General features: G+C 31.9%; 20 protein-coding genes, 1 tRNA gene and 1 pseudogene. 13 read left to right on the top strand and 9 right to left on the bottom strand.

All coding sequences use genetic code 11. The annotated features are described in order from the left end of the window. The 5 genes from PHC28_RS03960 to PHC28_RS03940 all read right to left on the bottom strand — a co-directional run. Window positions 1-309: type IX secretion system plug protein domain-containing protein (locus PHC28_RS03960; RefSeq protein WP_300096687.1), on the bottom strand; the 309-nt coding region annotated here is incomplete at its 3' end. 80 nt (window positions 310-389) lie between these two features. After that, entirely contained in the window at window positions 390-1,160 is a 771-nt protein-coding gene (locus PHC28_RS03955; protein WP_300096686.1) for a class I SAM-dependent methyltransferase, read from the bottom strand. Window positions 1,161-1,292: 132 nt separating this feature from the next. Next, the gene (gene map, locus PHC28_RS03950; RefSeq protein ID WP_300096685.1) at window positions 1,293-2,111 is read right to left on the bottom strand and encodes a type I methionyl aminopeptidase; all 819 of its coding nucleotides are present in this window, start codon (window positions 2,109-2,111) and stop codon (window positions 1,293-1,295) included. A 76-nt stretch (window positions 2,112-2,187) separates the two neighbouring features. Beyond that, complete coding sequence (gene gpmI / locus PHC28_RS03945) at window positions 2,188-3,705, bottom strand: 2,3-bisphosphoglycerate-independent phosphoglycerate mutase (RefSeq protein WP_300096684.1); 1,518 nt, start codon at window positions 3,703-3,705, stop codon at window positions 2,188-2,190. Between the two features lie 246 nt (window positions 3,706-3,951). Further along, entirely contained in the window at window positions 3,952-6,411 is a 2,460-nt protein-coding gene (locus PHC28_RS03940) for a DUF5916 domain-containing protein (protein WP_300096683.1), read from the bottom strand. A gap of 189 nt (window positions 6,412-6,600) precedes the next feature. On the opposite strand from PHC28_RS03940, the gene PHC28_RS03935 reads away from it, so the two are divergent. Both PHC28_RS03935 and PHC28_RS03930 read left to right on the top strand, forming a co-directional pair. Beyond that, window positions 6,601-7,323 carry a murein L,D-transpeptidase catalytic domain family protein gene (locus tag PHC28_RS03935; protein ID WP_300096682.1) on the top strand — a complete coding sequence of 241 codons (723 nt, stop codon included), beginning with the start codon at window positions 6,601-6,603 and terminating at the stop codon, window positions 7,321-7,323. A gap of 214 nt (window positions 7,324-7,537) precedes the next feature. Then, a tRNA-Gly gene (locus PHC28_RS03930) sits at window positions 7,538-7,610 on the top strand. Window positions 7,611-7,640: 30 nt separating this feature from the next. Here the strand turns inward: PHC28_RS03930 and pepE are convergent. Beyond that, entirely contained in the window at window positions 7,641-8,348 is a 708-nt protein-coding gene (gene pepE, locus PHC28_RS03925; RefSeq protein ID WP_300096681.1) for a dipeptidase PepE, read from the bottom strand. Between the two features lie 109 nt (window positions 8,349-8,457). Here pepE and PHC28_RS03920 point away from each other — a divergent pair, with 109 nt between their 5' ends. The 5 genes and pseudogenes from PHC28_RS03920 to PHC28_RS03900 all read left to right on the top strand — a co-directional run bounded on the left by PHC28_RS03920 (window position 8,458) and on the right by PHC28_RS03900 (window position 12,081). Next, the gene (locus tag PHC28_RS03920; protein WP_300096680.1) at window positions 8,458-9,273 is read left to right on the top strand and encodes a hypothetical protein; all 816 of its coding nucleotides are present in this window, start codon (window positions 8,458-8,460) and stop codon (window positions 9,271-9,273) included. Then, window positions 9,266-10,027, top strand: a complete 762-nt coding sequence (locus PHC28_RS03915; RefSeq protein WP_300096679.1) for a hypothetical protein — start codon at window positions 9,266-9,268, stop codon at window positions 10,025-10,027. Before PHC28_RS03920 ends, PHC28_RS03915 begins: the two co-directional genes overlap by 8 nt. An 82-nt stretch (window positions 10,028-10,109) precedes the next feature. Beyond that, the gene (locus tag PHC28_RS03910) at window positions 10,110-10,865 is read left to right on the top strand and encodes a hypothetical protein (protein ID WP_300096678.1); all 756 of its coding nucleotides are present in this window, start codon (window positions 10,110-10,112) and stop codon (window positions 10,863-10,865) included. Between the two features lie 95 nt (window positions 10,866-10,960). After that, a pseudogene (locus PHC28_RS03905) lies at window positions 10,961-11,281 on the top strand (twin-arginine translocase TatA/TatE family subunit); the annotation flags it as partial. A gap of 236 nt (window positions 11,282-11,517) precedes the next feature. Beyond that, window positions 11,518-12,081: a phosphatase PAP2 family protein gene (locus tag PHC28_RS03900; RefSeq protein WP_300096677.1), complete on the top strand. Its 564-nt coding sequence runs from the start codon at window positions 11,518-11,520 to the stop codon at window positions 12,079-12,081. A gap of 39 nt (window positions 12,082-12,120) precedes the next feature. Here the strand turns inward: PHC28_RS03900 and PHC28_RS03895 are convergent, their stop codons facing one another. Further along, window positions 12,121-12,762, bottom strand: a complete 642-nt coding sequence (locus tag PHC28_RS03895) for an O-methyltransferase (RefSeq protein WP_300096676.1) — start codon at window positions 12,760-12,762, stop codon at window positions 12,121-12,123. A 254-nt stretch (window positions 12,763-13,016) separates the two neighbouring features. Continuing rightward, window positions 13,017-13,313 carry a hypothetical protein gene (locus tag PHC28_RS03890; RefSeq protein WP_300096675.1) on the bottom strand — a complete coding sequence of 99 codons (297 nt, stop codon included), beginning with the start codon at window positions 13,311-13,313 and terminating at the stop codon, window positions 13,017-13,019. A 92-nt stretch (window positions 13,314-13,405) separates the two neighbouring features. Here PHC28_RS03890 and rlmN point away from each other — a divergent pair, with 92 nt between their 5' ends. The 6 genes from rlmN (at window position 13,406) to dnaG (ending at window position 20,227) form a co-directional block, all read left to right on the top strand. After that, entirely contained in the window at window positions 13,406-14,446 is a 1,041-nt protein-coding gene (rlmN, locus tag PHC28_RS03885) for a 23S rRNA (adenine(2503)-C(2))-methyltransferase RlmN (protein WP_300096674.1), read from the top strand. A gap of 133 nt (window positions 14,447-14,579) precedes the next feature. After that, a complete protein-coding gene (locus PHC28_RS03880) occupies window positions 14,580-15,557 on the top strand; it encodes a polyprenyl synthetase family protein (RefSeq protein WP_300096673.1) in 978 nt (325 codons plus the stop codon). A 149-nt stretch (window positions 15,558-15,706) separates the two neighbouring features. Continuing rightward, window positions 15,707-16,267, top strand: coding sequence for an RNA polymerase sigma factor (locus tag PHC28_RS03875; protein WP_300096672.1), 561 nt, complete (start codon window positions 15,707-15,709; stop codon window positions 16,265-16,267). Then, window positions 16,254-16,955, top strand: coding sequence for a hypothetical protein (locus PHC28_RS03870; RefSeq protein WP_300096671.1), 702 nt, complete (start codon window positions 16,254-16,256; stop codon window positions 16,953-16,955). Before PHC28_RS03875 ends, PHC28_RS03870 begins: the two co-directional genes overlap by 14 nt. A 41-nt stretch (window positions 16,956-16,996) precedes the next feature. After that, on the top strand, window positions 16,997-18,079 hold the full coding sequence (locus PHC28_RS03865; protein ID WP_300096670.1) for a hypothetical protein: 1,083 nt from the start codon (window positions 16,997-16,999) through the stop codon (window positions 18,077-18,079). Window positions 18,080-18,250: 171 nt separating this feature from the next. Continuing rightward, on the top strand, window positions 18,251-20,227 hold the full coding sequence (gene dnaG / locus PHC28_RS03860; protein ID WP_300096669.1) for a DNA primase: 1,977 nt from the start codon (window positions 18,251-18,253) through the stop codon (window positions 20,225-20,227). On the opposite strand, the gene PHC28_RS03855 is transcribed toward dnaG, so the two are convergent. Further along, a partial coding sequence (locus tag PHC28_RS03855) for a response regulator transcription factor (protein WP_300096668.1) occupies window positions 20,224-20,784 on the bottom strand: 561 nt, incomplete at its 5' end. The genes dnaG and PHC28_RS03855 overlap by 4 nt on opposite strands.

Here is a 20,784-nt window from a genome sequence, read left to right as displayed (position 1 = left end):
ATTAGTGTATTCCTGAATTCTTTGACCGTCAAATCCTTGTAAATATTCGCTTTTAGGAATATCTGACGGTTTCCAGTTGTAATCACAATGAGTGATTTCGTAATAATAGTTGGCTTCATTTCCGTACAAATCATCAAATTGCAACTGGAATCCTTCCCCTAATTGGAAAATAGGGATTACATTTTGACCATTTTGAACAAACGATACCGTTTTGATGTTATAGGGAGGAATACCTTCATTTTCTGTCTGGGCTGATGCCGAAGAGATAATAAGAACCAAAAGTAATTTCCTGAAAAAAGCTCTAAACATAATGTTATAATTGTTATTTTGTAAATATAACAAATTATGCTTTGATAAATGAAGTCAAATTAAATTTGAATAACTGTTGGTTACTTAAAGCAAACAGGTATAATTTCGCCTTTGGCTAAACAATATTTTTCGACCAATTCTGGAGATATTTTATTGGTGTAATCTTCTTCGACTACAGAAAATCCAATGCTTCTTAATTTTTCAAAATAATCGCGACCATATATGCGAACATGATCGTATTGACCAAAAATTTCCGCGCGTTCTTTTTGGTCGGTTATGGAATCATCAGCAAAAGTAGTAACTCTTGATAAATCTTGTGGAATTTGTAAAATTGCCATTCCTCCTGGTTTCAATACTCGGAATAATTCCTGCATTGCTTTCGTGTCATCAGGAATATGTTCTAAAACGTGATTGCAAAATATAATGTTATAAGAGTTATCTTCAAATGGCAAGTTGCAAATGTCTGCTTTTACATCGGCAAGAGGCGAAAACAAATCCGTTGTGGTGTAATCAATATTTTTCTGGTTTCTGAACAATTTATAAAACGCTTGTTCAGGCGCAAAATGAAGGACTTTCTTTTTGATTTCTGAAGTAAAAAAATCAGTTTCGTTTTTTAAATATAGCCATAGCAAACGGTGTCTTTCGAGCGAAAGTGTACTTGGTGAAAGCGCATTATTTCTCTGTTTTCCGTAGCCGTAAGGTAAAAACATACTAAAACTTTTACCATCGATTGGATCAGTAAATTTACTTCCTTTTAATGCAAGTGCAAGCACAGGTCGAACCGCATAACTTAGTCTAATTAATATTGGACGGGGAATGGTATTGAGGATTAATTTAAAGAGTTTTTTCATTATATGTTACGCAAAGTTTCAAAAAAAGAAGTCTTCAGGCTTTCTTAAATGACCTTAAATACCTTATATGGTAAACCAATTCATCAAACCATATAAGGTATTTAAGGTTATTTAAGTTTTAAATTATTAGTTTTAGATTTTAAAAGGAATTTTTCTAAACTCATCTTCTTCATTGCTTACTATTCCTAATGCTTGATACACATAAGCAAAAGTTGAAAGTAATTCAGGTTTTCCATCTACCAAAGCTACATCGTGTTCAAAATGGGCACTTGGTTTTCCATCGGCAGTAAGTATTGTCCAGCCGTCTTTGAGTTGCTTGATGTTTTTGGTTCCCAAATTAATCATAGGTTCAATGGCAACTACCATTCCTTCAACAAAAAGTTTTCCGCGACCTCGTTTTCCGTAGTTAGGCATTTCTGGATCTTCGTGCATTTTTTGTCCAACTCCGTGCCCCACTAATTCCCGAACAACCCCATAACCGTGACTTTCAGTATATTTTTGAATGGCATTACCTACATCTTCAACACGATTTCCAGCTTTGAATTCTCGAATTCCAACGTATAAAGATTCTTTGGTTACCTGTAATAATTTCTTGGTTTCGGGAGCGACTTCGCCAATCTCGAAGGAATAGGCGTGATCACCGTGAAATCCATTTTTATAAGCACCACAATCTACCGAAATCACATCGCCATTTTTTAATGGAGTGTTATTTGGAATTCCGTGAACCACTTGGGCGTTTGGACTCATACAAAGTGAGTTTGGAAAACCATATAATCCAAGAAAACTTGGAATAGCTCCGTGATCACGAATAAATTCTTCGGCTAATTTATCTAAGTGTAAAGTGGTGACTCCTTCTTTGATTTCAGAAGCAATCATTCCTAATGTTTTTGAAACGATTAAAGCACTTTCGCGCATTAACTCTATCTCTTCTCTTGTTTTTTGGATAATCATTTTTATAAAATAAGTGGCAAAAATACAACTTTATTTATAAAAAAAGCTCCTCGGTAGTGAGAAGCTTTTTTTGAAATTATAGAAGAGAATGTCTCGTCATTACATCGGGTTTTTCAATTCCCATCAAATCTAAAATCGTTGGAGCCAAATCACCTAAAACTCCATCGTGAATTGATTTCAATTCTTTGTCCACTAAAATAATAGGAACTGGATTTGTAGTGTGAGCGGTGTTTGGAGTTCCATCAGGATTTATCATCGTTTCGCAATTACCATGATCGGCAATAATTAAAGTAGTGTAATCATTAGCTAAAGCTGCTGTTATTACTTTTTCTACACAATTATCAACGGCCTCACATGCTTTTATTGCAGCTTCCATAACACCTGTATGTCCTACCATATCTCCATTGGCAAAATTTAGACAAACGAAATCAACATCACCTTTGTTTAATTCTGGTACCAAAGCATCAGCTAGTTCGTAAGCACTCATCTCGGGTTTTAAATCGTAAGTAGCTACTTTTGGAGAGTTTTTCAAAATTCGAGATTCACCTTCAAAAGGAGTTTCTCTTCCTCCCGAAAAGAAGAAGGTTACGTGAGGATATTTTTCTGTTTCAGCAATTCTGATTTGTTTTTTATTGTGTTTTTCTAAAACTTCGCCAAGAGTTTCTGTAACATTATCTTTGTTGTAAACCACTTTTACGTTTTCATATGTTTCGTCATAATTGGTCAGCGTAACATAATACAAATTGAGTTTGTGCATATTTTGCTCGTGGAAATCTTTTTGAGAAAGCGTTTCGGTAAGTTCTCGGCCTCTATCAGTTCTGAAATTGAAGAAAATTACGACATCATTTTCTTTTATGATTGCCAACGGTTTGTCGGTTTCATCCACCATTATAATTGGATTGATAAATTCGTCGGTAACATTATTTGCATAACTTTTTTCGATGCTTTTTACTGTGTTTTTCGAATGTGTTCCTGTTCCGTTTACCAATAAATCATAGGCCAATTTTACTCTTTCCCAACGTTTGTCTCTATCCATCGCGTAATATCTTCCTATTACTGAAGCGATTTTCACGGAAGTGTTAGCGATATAATTTTGTAAATTTTGAATGTCTGTTTTTGCTGATTTCGGATCTACATCACGACCATCGGTAAAAGCATGAATAAATACTTTTTCTAAACCAAAAGCTTCTGTGGCATCAATCAAACCTCGCAAATGTGAAGTGTGAGAATGCACACCACCATCTGAAACTAATCCGAGCAGATGAACATTCACATTTTTTTCTTTGGCATATTGGAATGCCTCAACAAGAACTGGTTCAGTATTTAAAGTTTTATTTTCAACTGCAAGATTTATTTTTGCTAAATCTTGATATACAATTCTTCCAGCACCAAGGTTCATGTGACCCACTTCGGAATTTCCCATTTGGCCTTCAGGTAAACCTACGTTTAAACCATCGGTTCGTAGCTGAGCAACGGGATATTTTGTATATAAACTTTTTATAAAAGGAATGTTGGCATTGTCGATTGCTGAAACTTTTGGGTCAGGAGAATTTCCCCAACCGTCTAGAATCATAAGGATTACTTTTTTGTTCATTGTGATTTATTTTTTGCAAAGATAAGTCATTTCTAAAAATGTTGGCTTTGGCATAAACCATATTATGCAATTTTTAAGTAACGCTTCAAAAAAATAATTATTTTATTGTAGATAAGTCCTTTTTCTAAAATTAACGCATTTTATACCATTGGTTGATATGTTTTAGTCCAATCGTTCTGGTATAATGCCGCTGTATATTTCATTTAGTTCAATTTTTATTGGACTAATTTGAAATAACTAGCGGTATTACTTTTTACTTTTTAAGGAATTATAGTCAATGTAATAGCGAATGCTAACCGAGAAAATGTTATTTAGGTTGTTGTTAAAAAGATTTTTCATATTATTTCCTATTTTTCGGTCTATTTCATTCCTGTAATCGGAAGCATTGTTTCTATATAAAACAGAAATCTGGCTTGCTGGAGCAAACCACCAAGAATAGGATAAATCAAAATTCCAAGCATTGAAATTTTCATTAGTATTTGGAATATAGGTTGTGTCAGTAAGATAACCGTCATTTTGTAAAGTGAAAAATTTATTGTTTTCTGAAAAAGACCAATAATATCTTGCTGTTAAATTTATTGTCATTTTATTATTGAGTGCCAGTTTTCCTGATAGTTCGTTGCTAACGGTTTTTAATTCTCTTTGTGCATAATAAATATTGGTTCCGTCATTATCAACATAACCTCTGTCATTTAATGATTTATAATATCCTAGTGAGTAAATAAGAAGGATTTTATCGTTAATTCGATATCTTGGACTAAGATCAAAACCATAATCTATTCTTTTTTTCTCATCGTAAAATTTTACATAAGGATTAAAATCAATTGCAAATGAGTTGTTGTAATTAGAGGAAAAAACAAAATAAGTAAGCAGATTTTTAGGTATATATGAATAACGTCCTAGAATTCGTGGTTGGTAGAAATCAAATGATTCAATTGGACTAACTTGAAGAAAAACTTTGTAATAATCGTTGCTCTTAGAACTTCCTTCTAATCCTGCGTTGATGAAATTATCCTGAACTTTTCCTGTTGTGTTTTGAATTTCAACACTTGATTTTAAAATAAATTTCAAAGTGTTGAAAAAATTTATCGGATTCAATATGCGATAACTAATGTCTGCATAGGCATTGTGGTAATTTGTCTGGAAGCCTATTCCTAAATCATTAATATCGTAATCGCTGGAGATGTATTTTCCAAAAAGGAAAAATCTGTATTTTCCCTTGGTTTTCTCAAAACCTAGCGAGGTTTTATAACCAGTATAATCATTTGTTCTGTTAATAAAAATATGCTTGAAATCGCCCAGTTGATTTGTATTGATGGCACTAAATTTAAAATCCCCTGATAATTTATAAGCGTTTTCTTTTGTGCTTAAGTTGAATAACAATGCAGTAACATTCGCGTCTCTATAATTTCCGTTACGGGAAACATTTGTATTTGTTAGTGAAATTGATGAGTTGTGATTGAAACGTTGATCTAAAACTAATTCATTATAATTTGTCAAAGGTTCGACAATTCCTTTTCGTTTTTCGCCAGTTATTCTGTTTTCAACCGTGGCATAAGTGGTTTCTGTAATTGCATTGAAAACACCAATTCCTAGACCACCTTCAGTTCTTCCAGAAACTTTTAGGGCGTTCAGTAAATTTACTGTTGCAGGAATATCAGTTATTTGTTCAGTGGTTTTGTCATAATCCTCAGGTTTGAATCTTGGTGCGCCACCTATTCTTCTGGAATAGAATAAATTCCCTTTGTTGAACAAATCTGTTCCTTCTGTAAAAAAAGGTCTGTTTTCTGTAAACTGTTGTTCATAAGGACTTAGGTTCAAAATGACATTGTCAAATTTGGTTTGTCCAAAATCAGGAACTAAAATAGCATCAAGAGTAAATGAATCATTTATGCCATATTTAATGTCCATTCCTACTTTAAATTTATTTTCAGATCCATCAGTGTTTTTTTCATAGTAATAAGACGAATAAGGAATGAAAAAAAGTCGAGTAGGTGTTTTTATATTTTGAATTCCTTCAAGAACTCCGTTTTGTGTTCTAGTAGCTTGAGTTTTATTGTCAATAGGGCTCCAGGTATAACTTTGTCGGTCACGACGAATGCTTCTATAAAAATTTAAACCCCAAGTTTGTATTTCTGATTTTGAAAAACGCAATGCGGCATACGGAATTTTCATTTCTACAACCCAGCCAAAATCTGTAATCTTAATTTTACTGTCCCAAACCGCATCCCAAGAAAAATCTTGGTTGTAATTATCGGGGCTAACTCCACCGTCTTCGGTTGCTAATCGATCCATTTGAACGCCAGAAGCACTTACAAAAAACTGAAAATCTTGTTGACCATCATTAAATCCATTAATAAAAACTCCAAAAACATCTGCGGTTCCAACAATGTCACGTTGAGTGATTTCTTTTAAAATTTTTTTTGGTTCATCATCATATAAAACGGCCGAAATGTAAATGGCGGTATTATCATAAAGTACTTTTACTTCTGTTTTTTTGTTTTCACCGATGGGTTTTCCATTATCTGGTTCAAACATAATGAAATCAGAAGCTATTGGTGCAGTTTTCCATACTTCTTCGTCAATTTTTCCATCAATAGTAATGTTTTCTATAGTAGATTTCGCCTGAAGTATCTTTTTTTGACCTTGAGCACTGAAACTAAATAAGATTGAAAAAAACAGAATAAAAGTAAAAAACTTCGGCATAAATTAGGATATAAGTTAGGCAAAAATAGTAAAATTAACACAAAAAGCAAATGCGATGTGATTTTTAACATTCAATAACTAATCGTTTAAAACTTAAAAAAACCTTTTTTTTTCTTAAAAATTTGCAATGACCTATTTTCGGATGTATATTTGCACGCCTAAATTTATTATTTAACCTATACTGTATCAATGATTTATAAGATTTTTCCAGTTGTTTTAGTTTTGTTTTTTTCGTTTTATTTGCGAGAAACAAATTTACCTGTTTTAAAAATCACTCATAATAGTGAAATTGCAAGCACCACAAACTCAATTTCTGATTCAGGAATTGAAAAGGTTTATGATAACTTGAATTCTAATCAGTTTGACTTGCCTAATCTCAAAAGTTTTACCGAGGCTCTAAAAGGTTTTTATTTATTGAAAGAAAAAGGATTAATTCAAAAAGATATTTTAACCTTAGTTGATTTTAGTTTGTCTTCAAATAATAAAAGGCTTTGGGTAATTGATTTAACAACCAATACCATTTTGTATAATTGTCTTGTTGCTCATGGAAGAAATACTGGTGAAGAATTTGCAAATAGTTTTTCGAATGCAGATCGATCTTTCAAAAGCAGTTTGGGATTTTACGCCACAGGCGAAATATATAATGGAAAACACGGAATGTCACTAAAATTAGACGGTCTTGAAAAAGGAATAAATGACAATGCAAGAGAAAGAGGCGTGGTAATGCATGCGGCAAATTATGTTTCGAATTCCTTTATTAAAAACAACAAAAGATTAGGGAGAAGTCAAGGATGTCCTGCAATTCCTGTTGAATTATCGAAAGGAATTATCAATACGATAAAAAACAAATCGTGTTTATTTATTTATCATCCTTCGGCGAGTCTTAAAAGTATATCTAGTTTAATTTCCTAATTTGAAAAATTAATCTACACTTGATAATAAATAATGAAGTTGTATAAGCGCATAATTTTCTAATTACGACATATTTTACAAAATTATTGATTCAAAATGTGTTTAAAGAATTTATAACAATTTAGTTTTAAAACGATTATAAAAAAACAGTATTTTTTTATAAAAAAAACTTGCAAGGAAGCTAAGTTATTAATTATATTTGCACCGTTGTAATGCGAAAGTAGCTCAGTTGGTAGAGCTCCAGCCTTCCAAGCTGGTTGTCGCGAGTTCGAGCCTCGTCTTTCGCTCAAAAACCTCAAACGAAAGTTTGAGGTTTTTTATTTTATATAATTCAGGTTTGATCCTGTTTCTATTTCAATAGGACTTTGATTGTTTCTGAAAAGTCGTGCTGTAAAGTTTCCTCTTAAAGTTATTTCGTCGCCTTTTACTTCAAGCCAGCTTCCTTCTCTTAATCCTAAAACAGGAATTGTGTTAAATATATGAAACTCATTTATTCTCATTTCACGAGTTTCTCCCATGTGTTTCGATTCGGAATTGTTATCAAGATAATGAGGGTTCAAATTGAACGGAATTAATCCTAAGGTTTTAAAACTTGGTGGATAAATTATCGGCATATCATTTGTTGTTTGCATCGTAAGTCCGCAAATATTGCTTCCAGCGCTAGTTCCCAAATAAGGAGTCCCGTTTTTCACAGTATCAGCAAGAACTTTTATAATATTATTTTTATACAATTGGGACACCAATAAAAAGGTATTTCCTCCGCCAGTAAAAATTCCTTCAGCATTTTTGATAGCTTTGGGTAAATCTTCAAATTCGTGAATTCCTTTTACTGTTTTATTTATTTTGGCAAAAGCCAATGCCACTTTTGTTGTATAATCTTCGTGCGAAATTCCGCCTGGTCTAGCAAAAGGAATAAAAAGTATCGTTTTGCAATGCTTGAAATGGATGCTTAATTCAGGCAAAATATATTCTAAATAATCTCCTCCGTGAAGGGTAGAAGTGCTGGCAATAATTATATTTTTCATTTTATTCATCGAGAAAATAGTTTTGGTTAAAGGTATAAAATCAACCAATTTATAAATTATTATTTCGGTTTTTAATTAACATATTTTTACCAAGCCGTTATAAATTAATTTGGAAGAGATTGAGATAATTTTACACATATTAAAAAAGAACAACTCTCGGATGAGAATAAGAATATGTATTTTATTTATTTTGGTTGCTGATGCTGTCTTTGCCCAAGAGTCTGTCAGAACAAAACTGAACGGCAAAATTATCGCTAATACAATGGATCTTGAAGGAGTTTATGTGATTAACTTGAAAACTGAAAAATCTACAATGACTGAAAAAGAAGGCTACTTTTCAATAGCCGCAATTCCAGGAGATACGCTTTTGTTTTCGGCAGTACACTTAGAGGGAATGCGTATTGGTTTAGAACAAGAACATTTTCAAAAGGAGCTTTTTATTGTGAAAATGAAGCCTGTGATTACTTACTTAAAAGAGGTGGTAGTAAAAAAATATGACAATATTAATGCTTTTTCTTTAGGCATTATTTCCAAAGGGAAAAAATCTTATACTCCAGCTGAGAGAAAATTATATACAGCCACTAGTCTCAGTCCAACAGCGAGTAGCAACGGAATGGCTGGAGGCTCAATTTCTTTAGATCCGTTGCTAAATTTAATCTCAGGAAGAACAAAAATGCTCAAAAAAGAACTCGAAGTCGAAAAAAAAGAAATGTTTTTAAGACAACTTGATGCTATGTTTGACGAAAATCATTTTATAAACGTTTTAAAAATACCTCTAGAATATGTGAAAGGTTTTAAATACTACGCAGTAGAAAACGAAAGATTTACAACTGTATTAAAAACTAAAAACAAAACTAATATAGAATTTTTAATGATTTCCTTAGCCAAAAAATATAATGAAATAATAGTTTGCGAAAATGAATAAAACTTTACTATTTATCCTAACTTTATTATATCAAATATCTTTTTGTCAAACAACGGACGAGAAATTGATTCACGGAAGAATAATGGCTGAGTCTGGCAATGTTGAAGGAGTCAATATTGTAAATTTAGTTAACGAAAAAAGCACTTCAAGCGATAGTAATGGCAACTTTTATATTTTGGCGAAAGCTGAAGATTTATTGGTTTTTTCTTCAGTGAATTTAGAGTATTATAGAAAAATAATTGAAGAAGAGGACTTGAAATTAGATGTGTTAATTATAAAATTGACCGCTAAAACTACCGAACTCAAAGAAGTAATCGTTAATAAACATCCAGAAATAAATGCGGTTTCGTTAGGGATTTCTCCCAAAGGAATAAAACATTACACACCTGCTGAAAGGAAATTAAAAACCGCTGGAGATTTTAAACCAATACAACTTTTGGGAATTTTAGGAGGTTCTTTGCCAGTTGATCCAATTCTAAACGCTATTAGTGGACGAACGGCTATGCTTAAAAAAGAATTAGAAGTCGAAAAAAAAGAAATGTATCTCCAGCAACTTGACAATATGTTTGACGAAGGTCACTTTGTAAATTATTTAAAAATACCTCCAGAATATGTAAAAGGATTTCAGTATTATTGTATAGAAAACGAAAATTTTACTTCTGTTTTGAAATCTAAAAATAAAACAATGACAGATTTTTTAATGGTGCAACTTGCTGTAAAATATAATGAAATAATCGCTTGCGAGAACGAATAAATCATTAACTTTAGATGTTGTTATTTACTTATTTTGTTTTTAATTTTCCCGTTGCTCAAATAATTTAACCAAATCATTCAAGATGAAAAATAAAATAGGAATTCTTTTTTTGATTTTGTTTTATCAATTTTGTTCAGGGCAAATTTTGACTAGAATACCTTTGCGTGGTCAAGTTGTAAACGATTCAATAAAAATTGAAAATGGTATTGTTTTCAACGTAAACACAAAGACAGGAACTGTCATAAACCAGCAAGGATTTTTCACATTGTTAGCAAAAGTCAATGACACTTTAGTTGTTTCAAGTTTGGCATTCAAGTCAAAAAAAGTAATTTTAACCCAGAAAGATTTTTCGGTTTCATTTTTAAGGATTAAACTAGAAATTTACACCAAACAATTAGTTGAGGTTGTGGTTTATGCCAAAAAAAATATTCACCCAATAGAAGGAAACACGCAAGCAATTGTGGATAAGCAATATTTTGATGACGGAAAATCTTCTCCCAAAAACCAGGTAATGCCTCCTAATGGAACCATCGAAAACGGAATGAATTTTGTGCGGATGTATAAAGATATTTTGAAAATCTTAAAAATAAAAAACCCAGAAAGGACTGATTTTATTACTCCAGCAAGTTTTACCGAGGTTGCAATGAAAACAATTAGTTACACTTTTTTTACCAATACATTAAACCTCAAAGAAGATGAAATTGGACTTTTCCTTGTTTTTTGTGAAAACGATTCTAAGTCAAAAACACTTCTCAAACCCGAATCTCAATTTGAATTAATTGATTTTCTTGTGTCAAAAAACTTAGAGTTTAAAAAAATTACTGCTTCTGAAAACTAAAAGTAATCCATATTTTACTATTGTTAATTATTTATGAAAGAATGTCTTTTGTATCTTTACAACTTTGTAACTTTGCGGTTTAAAATATATAAATTATGTTTGGAATAGGAGGAGGCGAATTAATTTTTATAATGTTTATTGTTCTATTGCTTTTTGGTTCTGATAAAGTGCCTGAAATGGCTCGCGGAATGGGTAAAATGATGGCGCAATTAAAAAACGCAACAAACGACATAAAAAACGAAATCCAAAAAGGAGTTGATGACAACGGTTTTGATCAAAAAATGCTGAGTGATTTGACTAGCAATATTACTTCAGAAATTAATAGTGCCAAAGCAAATATATTAGGAAATACAAATCCATTGAGCGGAATTTCAGATAGTTTTAAAACTGAGATTAATACCGTTAAAGAGAATTTAGTAGTGGATACATCAGAAGCAATAAATGGGGTTTCAACAGCTTTTCCTGCCGAATTGAACAAAGTAACAAGAAATGCAAAAAAAGAAGTTGTAGGCTCTTCACTTGAAAGTCCTGCGTCGATAACTGCTGAAACTGGCGAAGTGAAAGTCCAATTATCCACCGAAATAAATACACCAAATACCATTTCAAACGAAGAAATTGAGGATATTGCTGGTCCAATAAAACGAAAAAAATAATGTTGGAAAAAATCCTATCTCTCGACGAAAAATTATTTATTTACTTAAACAGCCTTGGCTCCGAAACCTTCGATGGACTTTGGTTAATGATTACCAAACAAACTAGTTGGATTCCTTTTTTTGTTGTTTTATTATATCTTATTTTCAAGAAGTTAGGGACAAAACAAACCTTGTATTTGCTGTTATTTGTGGCAGTTTTGATTCTTTTCACAGATCAAATTACTAATTTATTCAAAAACGGATTTCAAAGACTTCGTCCTTGCAGTAATCCTGAAATAAACACTAAAATTAGAATTATAAAATCAAGTGCAACCTTCAGTTTTTTCTCAGGTCACGCTGCTAACACTATGGCAGTTGCTACTTTTTTATATCTTAATTTAAAACGTCATTTTAAATATTTAGGATTTCTGTTTTTATGGCCGTTAATCTTTGCTTATAGCCGAATATATTTAGGATTGCATTATCCATTAGATATCATTTGTGGCTATTTATGTGGATTAACATTGGGTTTTTTGATGTTCAAGTTGTATCAAATTGTACAAAAAAGATATTTTCCAGTTTAAAATATTTTCGAGTTCCAAGAGCTTTTCGAACAAACAATCTTAGACTATTCTAGAAACAGTTAATCCATCACGAATGGGTAACAAAACGGTTTCCACTCTCGGGTCGTTTTTTAATAGTTGATTGTATTCCATAATCACTTTTGTACTCAAATCATTGGGTTGTAAAGGTTCGATAACTTTTCCGCTCCATAAAACATTATCCGAAAGAATAATTCCTCCTTTGTTCATTTTGGGAACAATCAACTCAAAATAATTGATGTAATTTTCCTTATCGGCATCAATGAAAACCAAGTCAAATTTCAAATCTAAAGTTGGAATAATGTTAATTGCTTCGCCAAGATGTTGGACAATTTGGTTTCCCCAAATTGATTTATCGAAATATTTTCTTTGAAAATCTACTAATTCTTCCTTGATGTCAATCGTATGAAGTATTCCGTTTTCTTGCATTCCTTCGCATAAACACAAAGCCGAATAGCCAGTGTATGTTCCTATTTCGAGAATATTTGCAGGACGAATCAATTTAGAAAGCATACTCAAAACGCGTCCTTGAAAATGACCACTCAACATTCGCGGCAACAAAACTTTCTGATAAGTTTCTTTGTCTAAAGCTGCTAATAATTGAGGCTCTTTTTCGGAATGCTGTTCGATATAATTTTCTAATTCTTGAGAAATGAAATGCATTAAAATAAACTTTTTATTGGGTCGTGAAGAGAATTGAAGATTTTAACTATTCTAATTTCATTGTTTTCAAATTGATATAAAATTTTGTAGTTGCCTTCAATTATTCTTCTACAATCTTTTCGATATTCATCAATTTGAAATTGTTCTGGAAAAATAATTTGTTCTGGAGCCTTATAAACCGCATTAACTTTAGAATCTGAAATGATAGTATTAAGTTTTTTAAGTCATTTTTTGCGCTATCAGACCATTTTATTTCATATTTCATTTCTCCAATTTTTGATTTCTTCTAAAAGTGATTCGTGAGAAACAAATCTTCCGTTTTTAAAATCGTCAATTCCTTTATCAATTTCTTTATTATATTGTTTTGATGTCAAAGGTTTTCCTGTTATATCGTAAGCAACAGCAGGTTCAGAAAGGCAGTTTTTTGTAGTTTCAACAATTGTGTTTTCATTCAAATAATTGTCAAAAACGGATGAAACTATACGCAACAATCTTTCGTCAGCATTTTCAATTTGCATTTGCATTTTATTTTTCAATTCTGGAACTCCCATAACATTACATTTTATGAAAACAAAGTTACAAAATATAATTTGACAGTTAGAAAAATTCAAAATAATTCAAATTTGTAACTAACTTTGCACTTATGATTGATAAAAAAGACATACGAGCCTTGTCAAAAGAACAACTAAGAGATTTTTTTGTTTCCAATGGCGATAAAGCTTTTCGGGGAAATCAAGTCTATGAGTGGTTGTGGAGCAAAGGAGCTCACAGTTTTGAGGATATGACCAATGTTGCCAAAACTACTCGAAATATGCTCGAAGAAAATTTTATTATCAATCATATCAAAGTCGATACAATGCAGCGAAGTGAAGACGGAACAGTTAAAAATGCAGTCCGTTTGCACGATGGTCTAGTGGTTGAAAGTGTTTTGATCCCAACAAATACAAGAACAACAGCTTGTGTTTCTAGCCAAGTGGGTTGTAGTTTAGATTGTAATTTTTGTGCAACCGCGCGACTTAAAAGAATGCGAAATCTTGAGCCTGGAGAAATTTATGATCAAGTAATCGCTATCGACAAAGAAAGTCGTTTGTATTACAATCATCCCTTGTCAAATATTGTTTTTATGGGAATGGGCGAACCGCTTATGAATTATAATAATGTGATGAAATCCATCGAAATGATTACTTCGAACGAAGGTTTAGGAATGTCTCCCAAGCGGATTACGGTTTCGACTTCTGGAATTCCAAAAATGATAAAGAAACTTGCCGATGATGAAGTGAAATTCAATCTTGCCGTTTCTTTGCATTCGGCAATAGATGAAATTCGTTCTCGAATTATGCCTTTTAGTTCTAATTTTCCTTTAGCAGATTTAAGAGAAGCATTGGAATATTGGTACAAGAAAACTAAAAGTAAAATTTCATTCGAATATGTTGTTTGGAAAGGAATTAATGATGACAAAGCCTCGATTGATGCATTGGTAAAATTCTGCAAATATGTTCCTTGCAAAGTTAATTTGATTGAATACAATCCCATAGATGATGGCGAATTTCAACAAGCTTCAGAAGAAACGATTAATGCTTATATAAAAGCACTTGAAGCTGGAGGTATAGTTGTAAAAGTTCGTAGAAGTCGCGGTAAAGATATTGACGCAGCTTGTGGACAACTAGCTAATAAAGAAGCATAAAAATGATTTTATTAAAATGAAATTCTTTTGTTAAACAAAATGGATAATTCGAAATTAAATAAATTTTAAAACACTGTGATTCCCATAAATAGTTGCTGTTTTTTTATTCTAAAACAGTATATTTGAAATCGAAATGAATATTACTTCTCAAATAAAACAGCCCATTTTTCACGAGATGGAACTTTTCGAAAAAAAGTTCTATGAATCGATGACTTCAAAAGTGGCATTGCTTAACCGGATTACCTATTATATCGTTAATCGAAAAGGAAAACAAATGCGTCCGATGTTTGTTTTCTTGACTGCAAAAATGGTTGCTGATGGAGTCGTAAACGAAAGAACTTACCGTGGAGCATCGGTTATCGAGTTGATTCATACAGCGACTTTGGTTCACGATGATGTGGTTGACGACAGCAATCGCCGAAGAGGTTTTTTCTCGATAAATGCGCTTTGGAAAAACAAAATTGCCGTTCTTGTTGGTGATTATTTGTTGTCCAAAGGATTGTTGCTTTCAATCGATAATGGTGATTTCGATTTGTTGCGAATCATTTCAGTAGCTGTTCGCGAAATGAGTGAAGGCGAATTACTCCAAATAGAAAAAGCCAGAAGACTTGATATTACTGAAGAGGTTTACTACGAAATCATCCGCAAAAAAACTGCCACTTTAATTGCTGCTTGTTGTGCTCTTGGAGCAAAATCAGTTATTGAAGATGAGGTTCAGGTCGAAAATATGAGAAAATTTGGCGAACTCATCGGGATGGCATTTCAAATTAAAGATGATTTATTCGATTATAGCGAGGAAGCCATTGGAAAACCTACAGGAATTGATATCAAGGAACAAAAAATGACTTTGCCTTTGATTCACGTTTTGAATAATTGTACTTCCAAAGAAAAATCATGGATTATCAACTCCATAAAAAACCATAACAAAGACAAAAAACGGGTTAAAGAAGTTATTGCTTTCGTAAAAAACCAGAACGGACTTCTTTATGCAGAACAAAAAATGGCCCAATTCCAGCAAGAAGCACTTTTGCTTTTGGAGAATTATCCAAAATCTGAGTTTAAAGACGCTTTGATTTTGATGGTAAATTATGTTATCGAAAGAAAAAAATAGTTTTTAACAGAAATTTTTTTTACTCCTTAAGTGCTGCTTTTATTGGCTTTAAAACTTCTTAATTCTCTAAATCTTCTAATTATTAAATTGTGATGCAACCTTTTTGCATTGTTAATCGTCTATACTAATAGAAACACTTTATAAAGATTTTGAAAGTAATAACCCTACATCAAGAAGAAAAGGAAATTATAGAAATGGCTGTTGCTAATAATCGGCAAGCGCAACAAATTATTTATAAGCAGTTTTCTTCAAAAATGTTAGGCGTTTGCAGGCAATATACTAAAGATTTGCATCAAGCTGAAGATATTATGATTACTGCTTTTATGAAAGTCTTTACTAATTTGAAAAATTTTGAGCATAAAGGAAGTTTCGAAGGTTGGATTAGAAGAATTATGGTGAATGAATGTATTTCTTTTATCAGAGTTCAAAAAAAAGTAATTTTTTTGGACGATGAATATTTTGAAGAAGAGAGTTTCAGTGCTATTGATAGCCAATTTTCAGTTGAAGAAATTCAGTTTTTAATAGACAATTTGCCTGATGGCTACAAAATGATTTTTAATTTGTATTGTATTGAAGGTTTTAAGCATCAAGAAATTGCCAAGATGCTTGGAATAGATGAAGGAACATCAAAATCACAATTATCTCACGCTAGGAAAATGTTGCAAAGACAAATTGCAAAATTAAAAAATTACGAAAATGGAACCGAATAATATAGAAAATCAGATTAAGGAAAAATTGAATTTGAGAGAAATTCAGCCATCTGCTCAAGCTTGGGACAGATTAGATGTGATGCTTTCGGTTGCAGAAACTAAAAAAAAGAAAAGTTATTTTAATTGGTGGACAATTGCGGCAAGTTTTGTGGGTTTTGTAGCTATTGGAACTTTCTTTTATAATCAAAATACAAATGGAATCAATTCAATACCAGTAGTAACAATCGAAAATAAAATTCAAAAAGGAGATTTAGATGTTGAGAATAAAATCATTCTCAAAAACAAAATTAATCCTGAAAAAAGTCTAAATCAAACTGCAAAAACCATAGTTAAAGTGGAGAAAATTGATGTTGACAATAAGAAAGAAAGCAATGATAATGTTATCAGCAAAGAGGGACTTCAAATCAAAAACAACGAAGAAAAAATTGCAATTGTAATTCAACCAAATGATAAAATCGATCAAATTGTAAATCAAACAAAACCGAATTATATTGATGTTGAGGATTTACTAGCCTCTGTTGAGAAAACGCCCAAAATAGAGAAATCGACCGTAAAAATCAATTCAATGGCATTATTAAATGAAGTTGATGGCGAATTAGAAATATCTTTTAGAGAAAAAGCATTGAACACCATATCAAAAAAATACAAAGAAGCGAAAGAAGCTTTGGTCAATAGAAACAATCAATAATCATCAATAATCAAAAAACGAACAATTAAAAACTTTACATTATGACAAAAATTATCTTTTACTTAATCACATTTACTCTTCTTTTTATAAGCAAATTACACGCGCAAGACCCGAGCCATAATGGCGAACAGGCGAAGCAAACTTTCGAAGCACGAACAAAAAATATAGCCGAAAAAATTGAAAAAATCACAAAAGAAGAAAAAGAAGCACTCAAAATCGAGGTCGAACAAGTAAATGTAGAACTCGAAAACAAAACAATTACACAAGAAGAAGCGGATGCTAAAAAGAAAAAACTAGCCCAAATAAGAGCACTAATTATCGAAAGCAAAGTTGATAAAGTTTATGAAGAACTTAAAGTTTTAGTTCAAGACAAAGCCGAAAATAAAAATTTGGCAGTAAGTGTATATAATGACACAACAAAAAAATATACGTTTTCAATTCCAGCATTTAAGGTAAAAGACATTCATCAATATCAAAAACACGGCGAAAAACGTAATGTATCTCAATTTGTTTTTGCCACAGGATTAAATAATCTAGTCACAAAAGGTAGTGTAGAAAATTCTGACTATCGATTTATTGGTTCTCATTTCTATGAATGGGGTTTTACATTCAACAACCGAATTTTTAAAAATGATAATTTGTTGCATCTAAAATATGGATTTTCAGTTATGTACAATAATTTGCGTCCAACCAATAATCACAGTTTTGTTGTTGCAGGAAATCAGACCGTTTTGCAAACCAATCCTAAACAACTTGATGATTCCCGTTTTAGAAATGTGTATTTAGTTGCTCCAGTTCATTTAGAATTCGATTTTACAAAAAAAGAAATTAAAGACGGAAAACCCTATTTCAGAACCCATAAAAATGTTAGATTAGGAATTGGTGGTTATGCTGGAATCAACTTGAAATCAAAGCAACTTGTTAAATATGAAGTTGATGACCACACAGTAACCGAAAGAACCAAAGGTGATTTCAATACCAATAATTTTATTTATGGTTTGAGTTCTTATATTGGTTACAAAGAAACAAGCTTGTATATAAAATATGATTTGAATCCTTTGTTTAAAGACAACATTGTAAAACAGAATAATGTTTCACTTGGAATCCGATTTGATTTCAATTAAAAATTTGGTTAGTTTAGTTGTTTCGGCCACGAATTCACAAATGTATTTGCTAAAGTAAATTTGTGAATTTGTGGCTAATTTTTGTAATTGGTTTTCTTTATTATTTATTTAATTATAAATTTTGAATTACGTATTTTTACAACTTTCCTTTAATTAAATTTTCAACACAAATTGATTTCAAAAGCCACCATTGATACTGTTTTCGAAACTGCTCGAGTAGAGGAGGTTATTGGTGATTTTGTGCAATTAAAACGAGCTGGTTCCAACTTCAAAGGATTAAGTCCATTTTCTGATGAGCGTTCTCCTTCGTTTATGGTTTCGCCAGTGAAACAAATTTGGAAAGATTTTAGCTCAGGAAAAGGCGGAAATGCTGTGGCTTTCTTGATGGAACACTCTCATTTTACCTACCCAGAAGCCATTCGATATTTGGCCAAAAAATACAATATCGAAATTGAAGAAACCGAACAAACCGACGAAGAAAAAGCCAATACAGATGTTCGCGAAAGTATGTACTTGGTTTCTGAATTTGCCAAAGATTATTTTCACAATACCCTTTTACATTCGGAAGAAGGCAAAGCCATTGGACTTTCTTATTTCAAAGAAAGAGGTTTTACTACTGAAACAATAAATAAATTTTCGCTTGGTTATTCACCCGAAACTTGGGATGCTTTCACCAAAGAAGCTTTAGGAAAAGGCTACAAATTAGAATTTCTAGAAAGTACGGGTTTGACAATTCCCAAAGAAGACAGACCCTTCGACCGTTTCAAAGGACGTGTGATGTTTCCTATTCAAAGTATGTCGGGAAGGATTTTGGGTTTTGGTGGAAGAATTTTAGTCAACGACAAAAAAGCAGCAAAATACCTCAATTCGCCCGAAAGCGATATTTACCATAAAAGCAAAGTTTTATACGGAATTTTTCAAGCTAAGCAATCCATTGCCAAACAAAATAATTGTTATTTAGTCGAAGGTTATACCGATGTGATTCAGTTTAATCAAGCTGGAATAGAAAATGTAGTTTCTTCTTCCGGAACAGCTTTAACACCTGATCAAATCCGATTGATCAATAGATTGACAAAAAATATAACCGTTCTTTTTGACGGAGATGCTGCGGGATTGCGTGCTTCCATTCGAGGGATCGATTTGATTCTTGAAGAAGGAATGAACGTAAAAGTTTGCACTTTTCCTGACGGTGAAGATCCGGATAGTTTTGCCAAGAAAACACCTTATGAAGAATTGGTGAAATATTTAGACGAAAATGCTAAAGATTTTATACAGTTCAAAGCGTCGTTATTAATGAATGATGCGAAAAACGACCCGATTAAAAAAGCTGATTTGATTCGAGATATGGTTGTGAGTATTTCTAAAATTCCAGACAGAATTCAACGTGAAATCTACATTCAGGAATGTTCTCGAATTATGGATATATCAGAGCAAGTCTTGATAAGTACTTTGGTGCAATTGGTCAAAAAAGATATTTCGGAAATTGGAAAGAAACAAAAACAAGAGCAAAAAGCTTTTGAAGTTGTAAAAAACGAAAACTCAATTCAGGTTGAAAAAGTTGATATTCTTTATGGATTGGAGCGAAAAATCATCGAAATTCTATTGTTGTATGGAAACAAAACCGAGGAATTTGAAGATGTGCTTTTGAAAACAAATGAAGAAGGTGAAATTGAAAATAGTATCGAAAAGAAAGAATACAAAGTATATCAAAAAATATATTTGAGTTTGCAAGAAGATGAAGTTGAGCTGGCAAATCCTTTGTTTCGTGATATTTTCAATAATCTGATAAACTATTACCATCAAAACGAAAACTTTAGCATCGAGCACTATTTAATGCATTTGCAACCAGAATTTGCGCAGGAAGTAACGGATATTTTAATGGAGGACGAGAGAGTTACTTTGCATAATTGGGAAGGTCAAAATATTTTTCCTAAAACTAAAAACGATTCAATAAGTCAATATGTTTCAGAAACTATTTTGACAATGAGATGGTATCTTGTTGATAAAATAATTGAAGAAATAAAAAGCTCAATAGCATCAGAACCTGATTCTGATAATATTGAGCCTTTGTCTATGGCGATGGATTACTACAAATTAATTAATTCGTTTTCGAAAAAATTAGGAAGAGTAATGTCTCGCAATAGCTAAACTATTTCTAGTGTTTTTGCTTTGTTTACCAAATCTACTAGATTAGTAACGTTTAGTTTTTGCAATAATCTTAATTTATAAGTACTTATTGTTTTTTCGTTTAAACCAAGAATTTTAGAAATTTCGTTATTTTTCTTTCCGTCACTTAAATAACGCAAAACTTCCACTTCGCGATTAGATAATTTTCTGTACAAACGCTCGCTCTTGTTTTGTTTGGCAATTAAGGCAAGGTTTTTCTTGACAGTTTCGTTCATAATTATTTTTCCTTGGTTTACTTTAATAACTGCCTGTCCTAAAGTTTCCAATTTTTCTTTTTTGGAAATAAATCCTGAAACACCTGCTTTAATGGCATTTGGAGCATAAATTTGTTCTGAAAGATTGCTAAAAATAATAATTTTTGTTTTTGGAAAATTTTTCAAAATATTTTTTACTTCAAAAATACTTGTAAGACCTTCCAACTCCAAATCTAATATTAAAACATCTATCTCCTTAATCAGGAGTATGTCTCTTACCATTAAAAAATTACCAACGTTGGCAACAATTGAAATGTCGTCGTG

The organism is Flavobacterium sp. (assembly GCF_028712645.1).
Taxonomy (GTDB): domain Bacteria; phylum Bacteroidota; class Bacteroidia; order Flavobacteriales; family Flavobacteriaceae; genus Flavobacterium.
The sequence above is the reverse complement of the archived record's forward strand: the minus strand, read 5'-3'. Positions and strand labels throughout refer to the sequence as shown.

Excerpts from the sequence above, each read along its gene's own strand:
- gpmI (WP_300096684.1), bottom strand. The coding sequence starts at position 3,705 with ATGAACAAAAAAGTAATCCTTATGATTCTAGACGGTTGGGGAAATTCT.
- PHC28_RS03890 (WP_300096675.1), bottom strand. The coding sequence starts at position 13,313 with ATGGGAGTTCCAGAATTGAAAAATAAAATGCAAATGCAAATTGAAAAT.
- rlmN (WP_300096674.1), top strand. The coding sequence starts at position 13,406 with ATGATTGATAAAAAAGACATACGAGCCTTGTCAAAAGAACAACTAAGA.
- PHC28_RS03935 (WP_300096682.1), top strand. The coding sequence starts at position 6,601 with ATGATTTATAAGATTTTTCCAGTTGTTTTAGTTTTGTTTTTTTCGTTT.
- PHC28_RS03870 (WP_300096671.1), top strand. The coding sequence starts at position 16,254 with ATGGAACCGAATAATATAGAAAATCAGATTAAGGAAAAATTGAATTTG.
- PHC28_RS03955 (WP_300096686.1), bottom strand. The coding sequence starts at position 1,160 with ATGAAAAAACTCTTTAAATTAATCCTCAATACCATTCCCCGTCCAATA.
- PHC28_RS03940 (WP_300096683.1), bottom strand. The coding sequence starts at position 6,411 with ATGCCGAAGTTTTTTACTTTTATTCTGTTTTTTTCAATCTTATTTAGT.
- PHC28_RS03880 (WP_300096673.1), top strand. The coding sequence starts at position 14,580 with ATGAATATTACTTCTCAAATAAAACAGCCCATTTTTCACGAGATGGAA.
- PHC28_RS03900 (WP_300096677.1), top strand. The coding sequence starts at position 11,518 with ATGTTGGAAAAAATCCTATCTCTCGACGAAAAATTATTTATTTACTTA.
- PHC28_RS03895 (WP_300096676.1), bottom strand. The coding sequence starts at position 12,762 with ATGCATTTCATTTCTCAAGAATTAGAAAATTATATCGAACAGCATTCC.
- PHC28_RS03865 (WP_300096670.1), top strand. The coding sequence starts at position 16,997 with ATGACAAAAATTATCTTTTACTTAATCACATTTACTCTTCTTTTTATA.
- map (WP_300096685.1), bottom strand. The coding sequence starts at position 2,111 with ATGATTATCCAAAAAACAAGAGAAGAGATAGAGTTAATGCGCGAAAGT.
- PHC28_RS03915 (WP_300096679.1), top strand. The coding sequence starts at position 9,266 with ATGAATAAAACTTTACTATTTATCCTAACTTTATTATATCAAATATCT.
- PHC28_RS03910 (WP_300096678.1), top strand. The coding sequence starts at position 10,110 with ATGAAAAATAAAATAGGAATTCTTTTTTTGATTTTGTTTTATCAATTT.
- pepE (WP_300096681.1), bottom strand. The coding sequence starts at position 8,348 with ATGAAAAATATAATTATTGCCAGCACTTCTACCCTTCACGGAGGAGAT.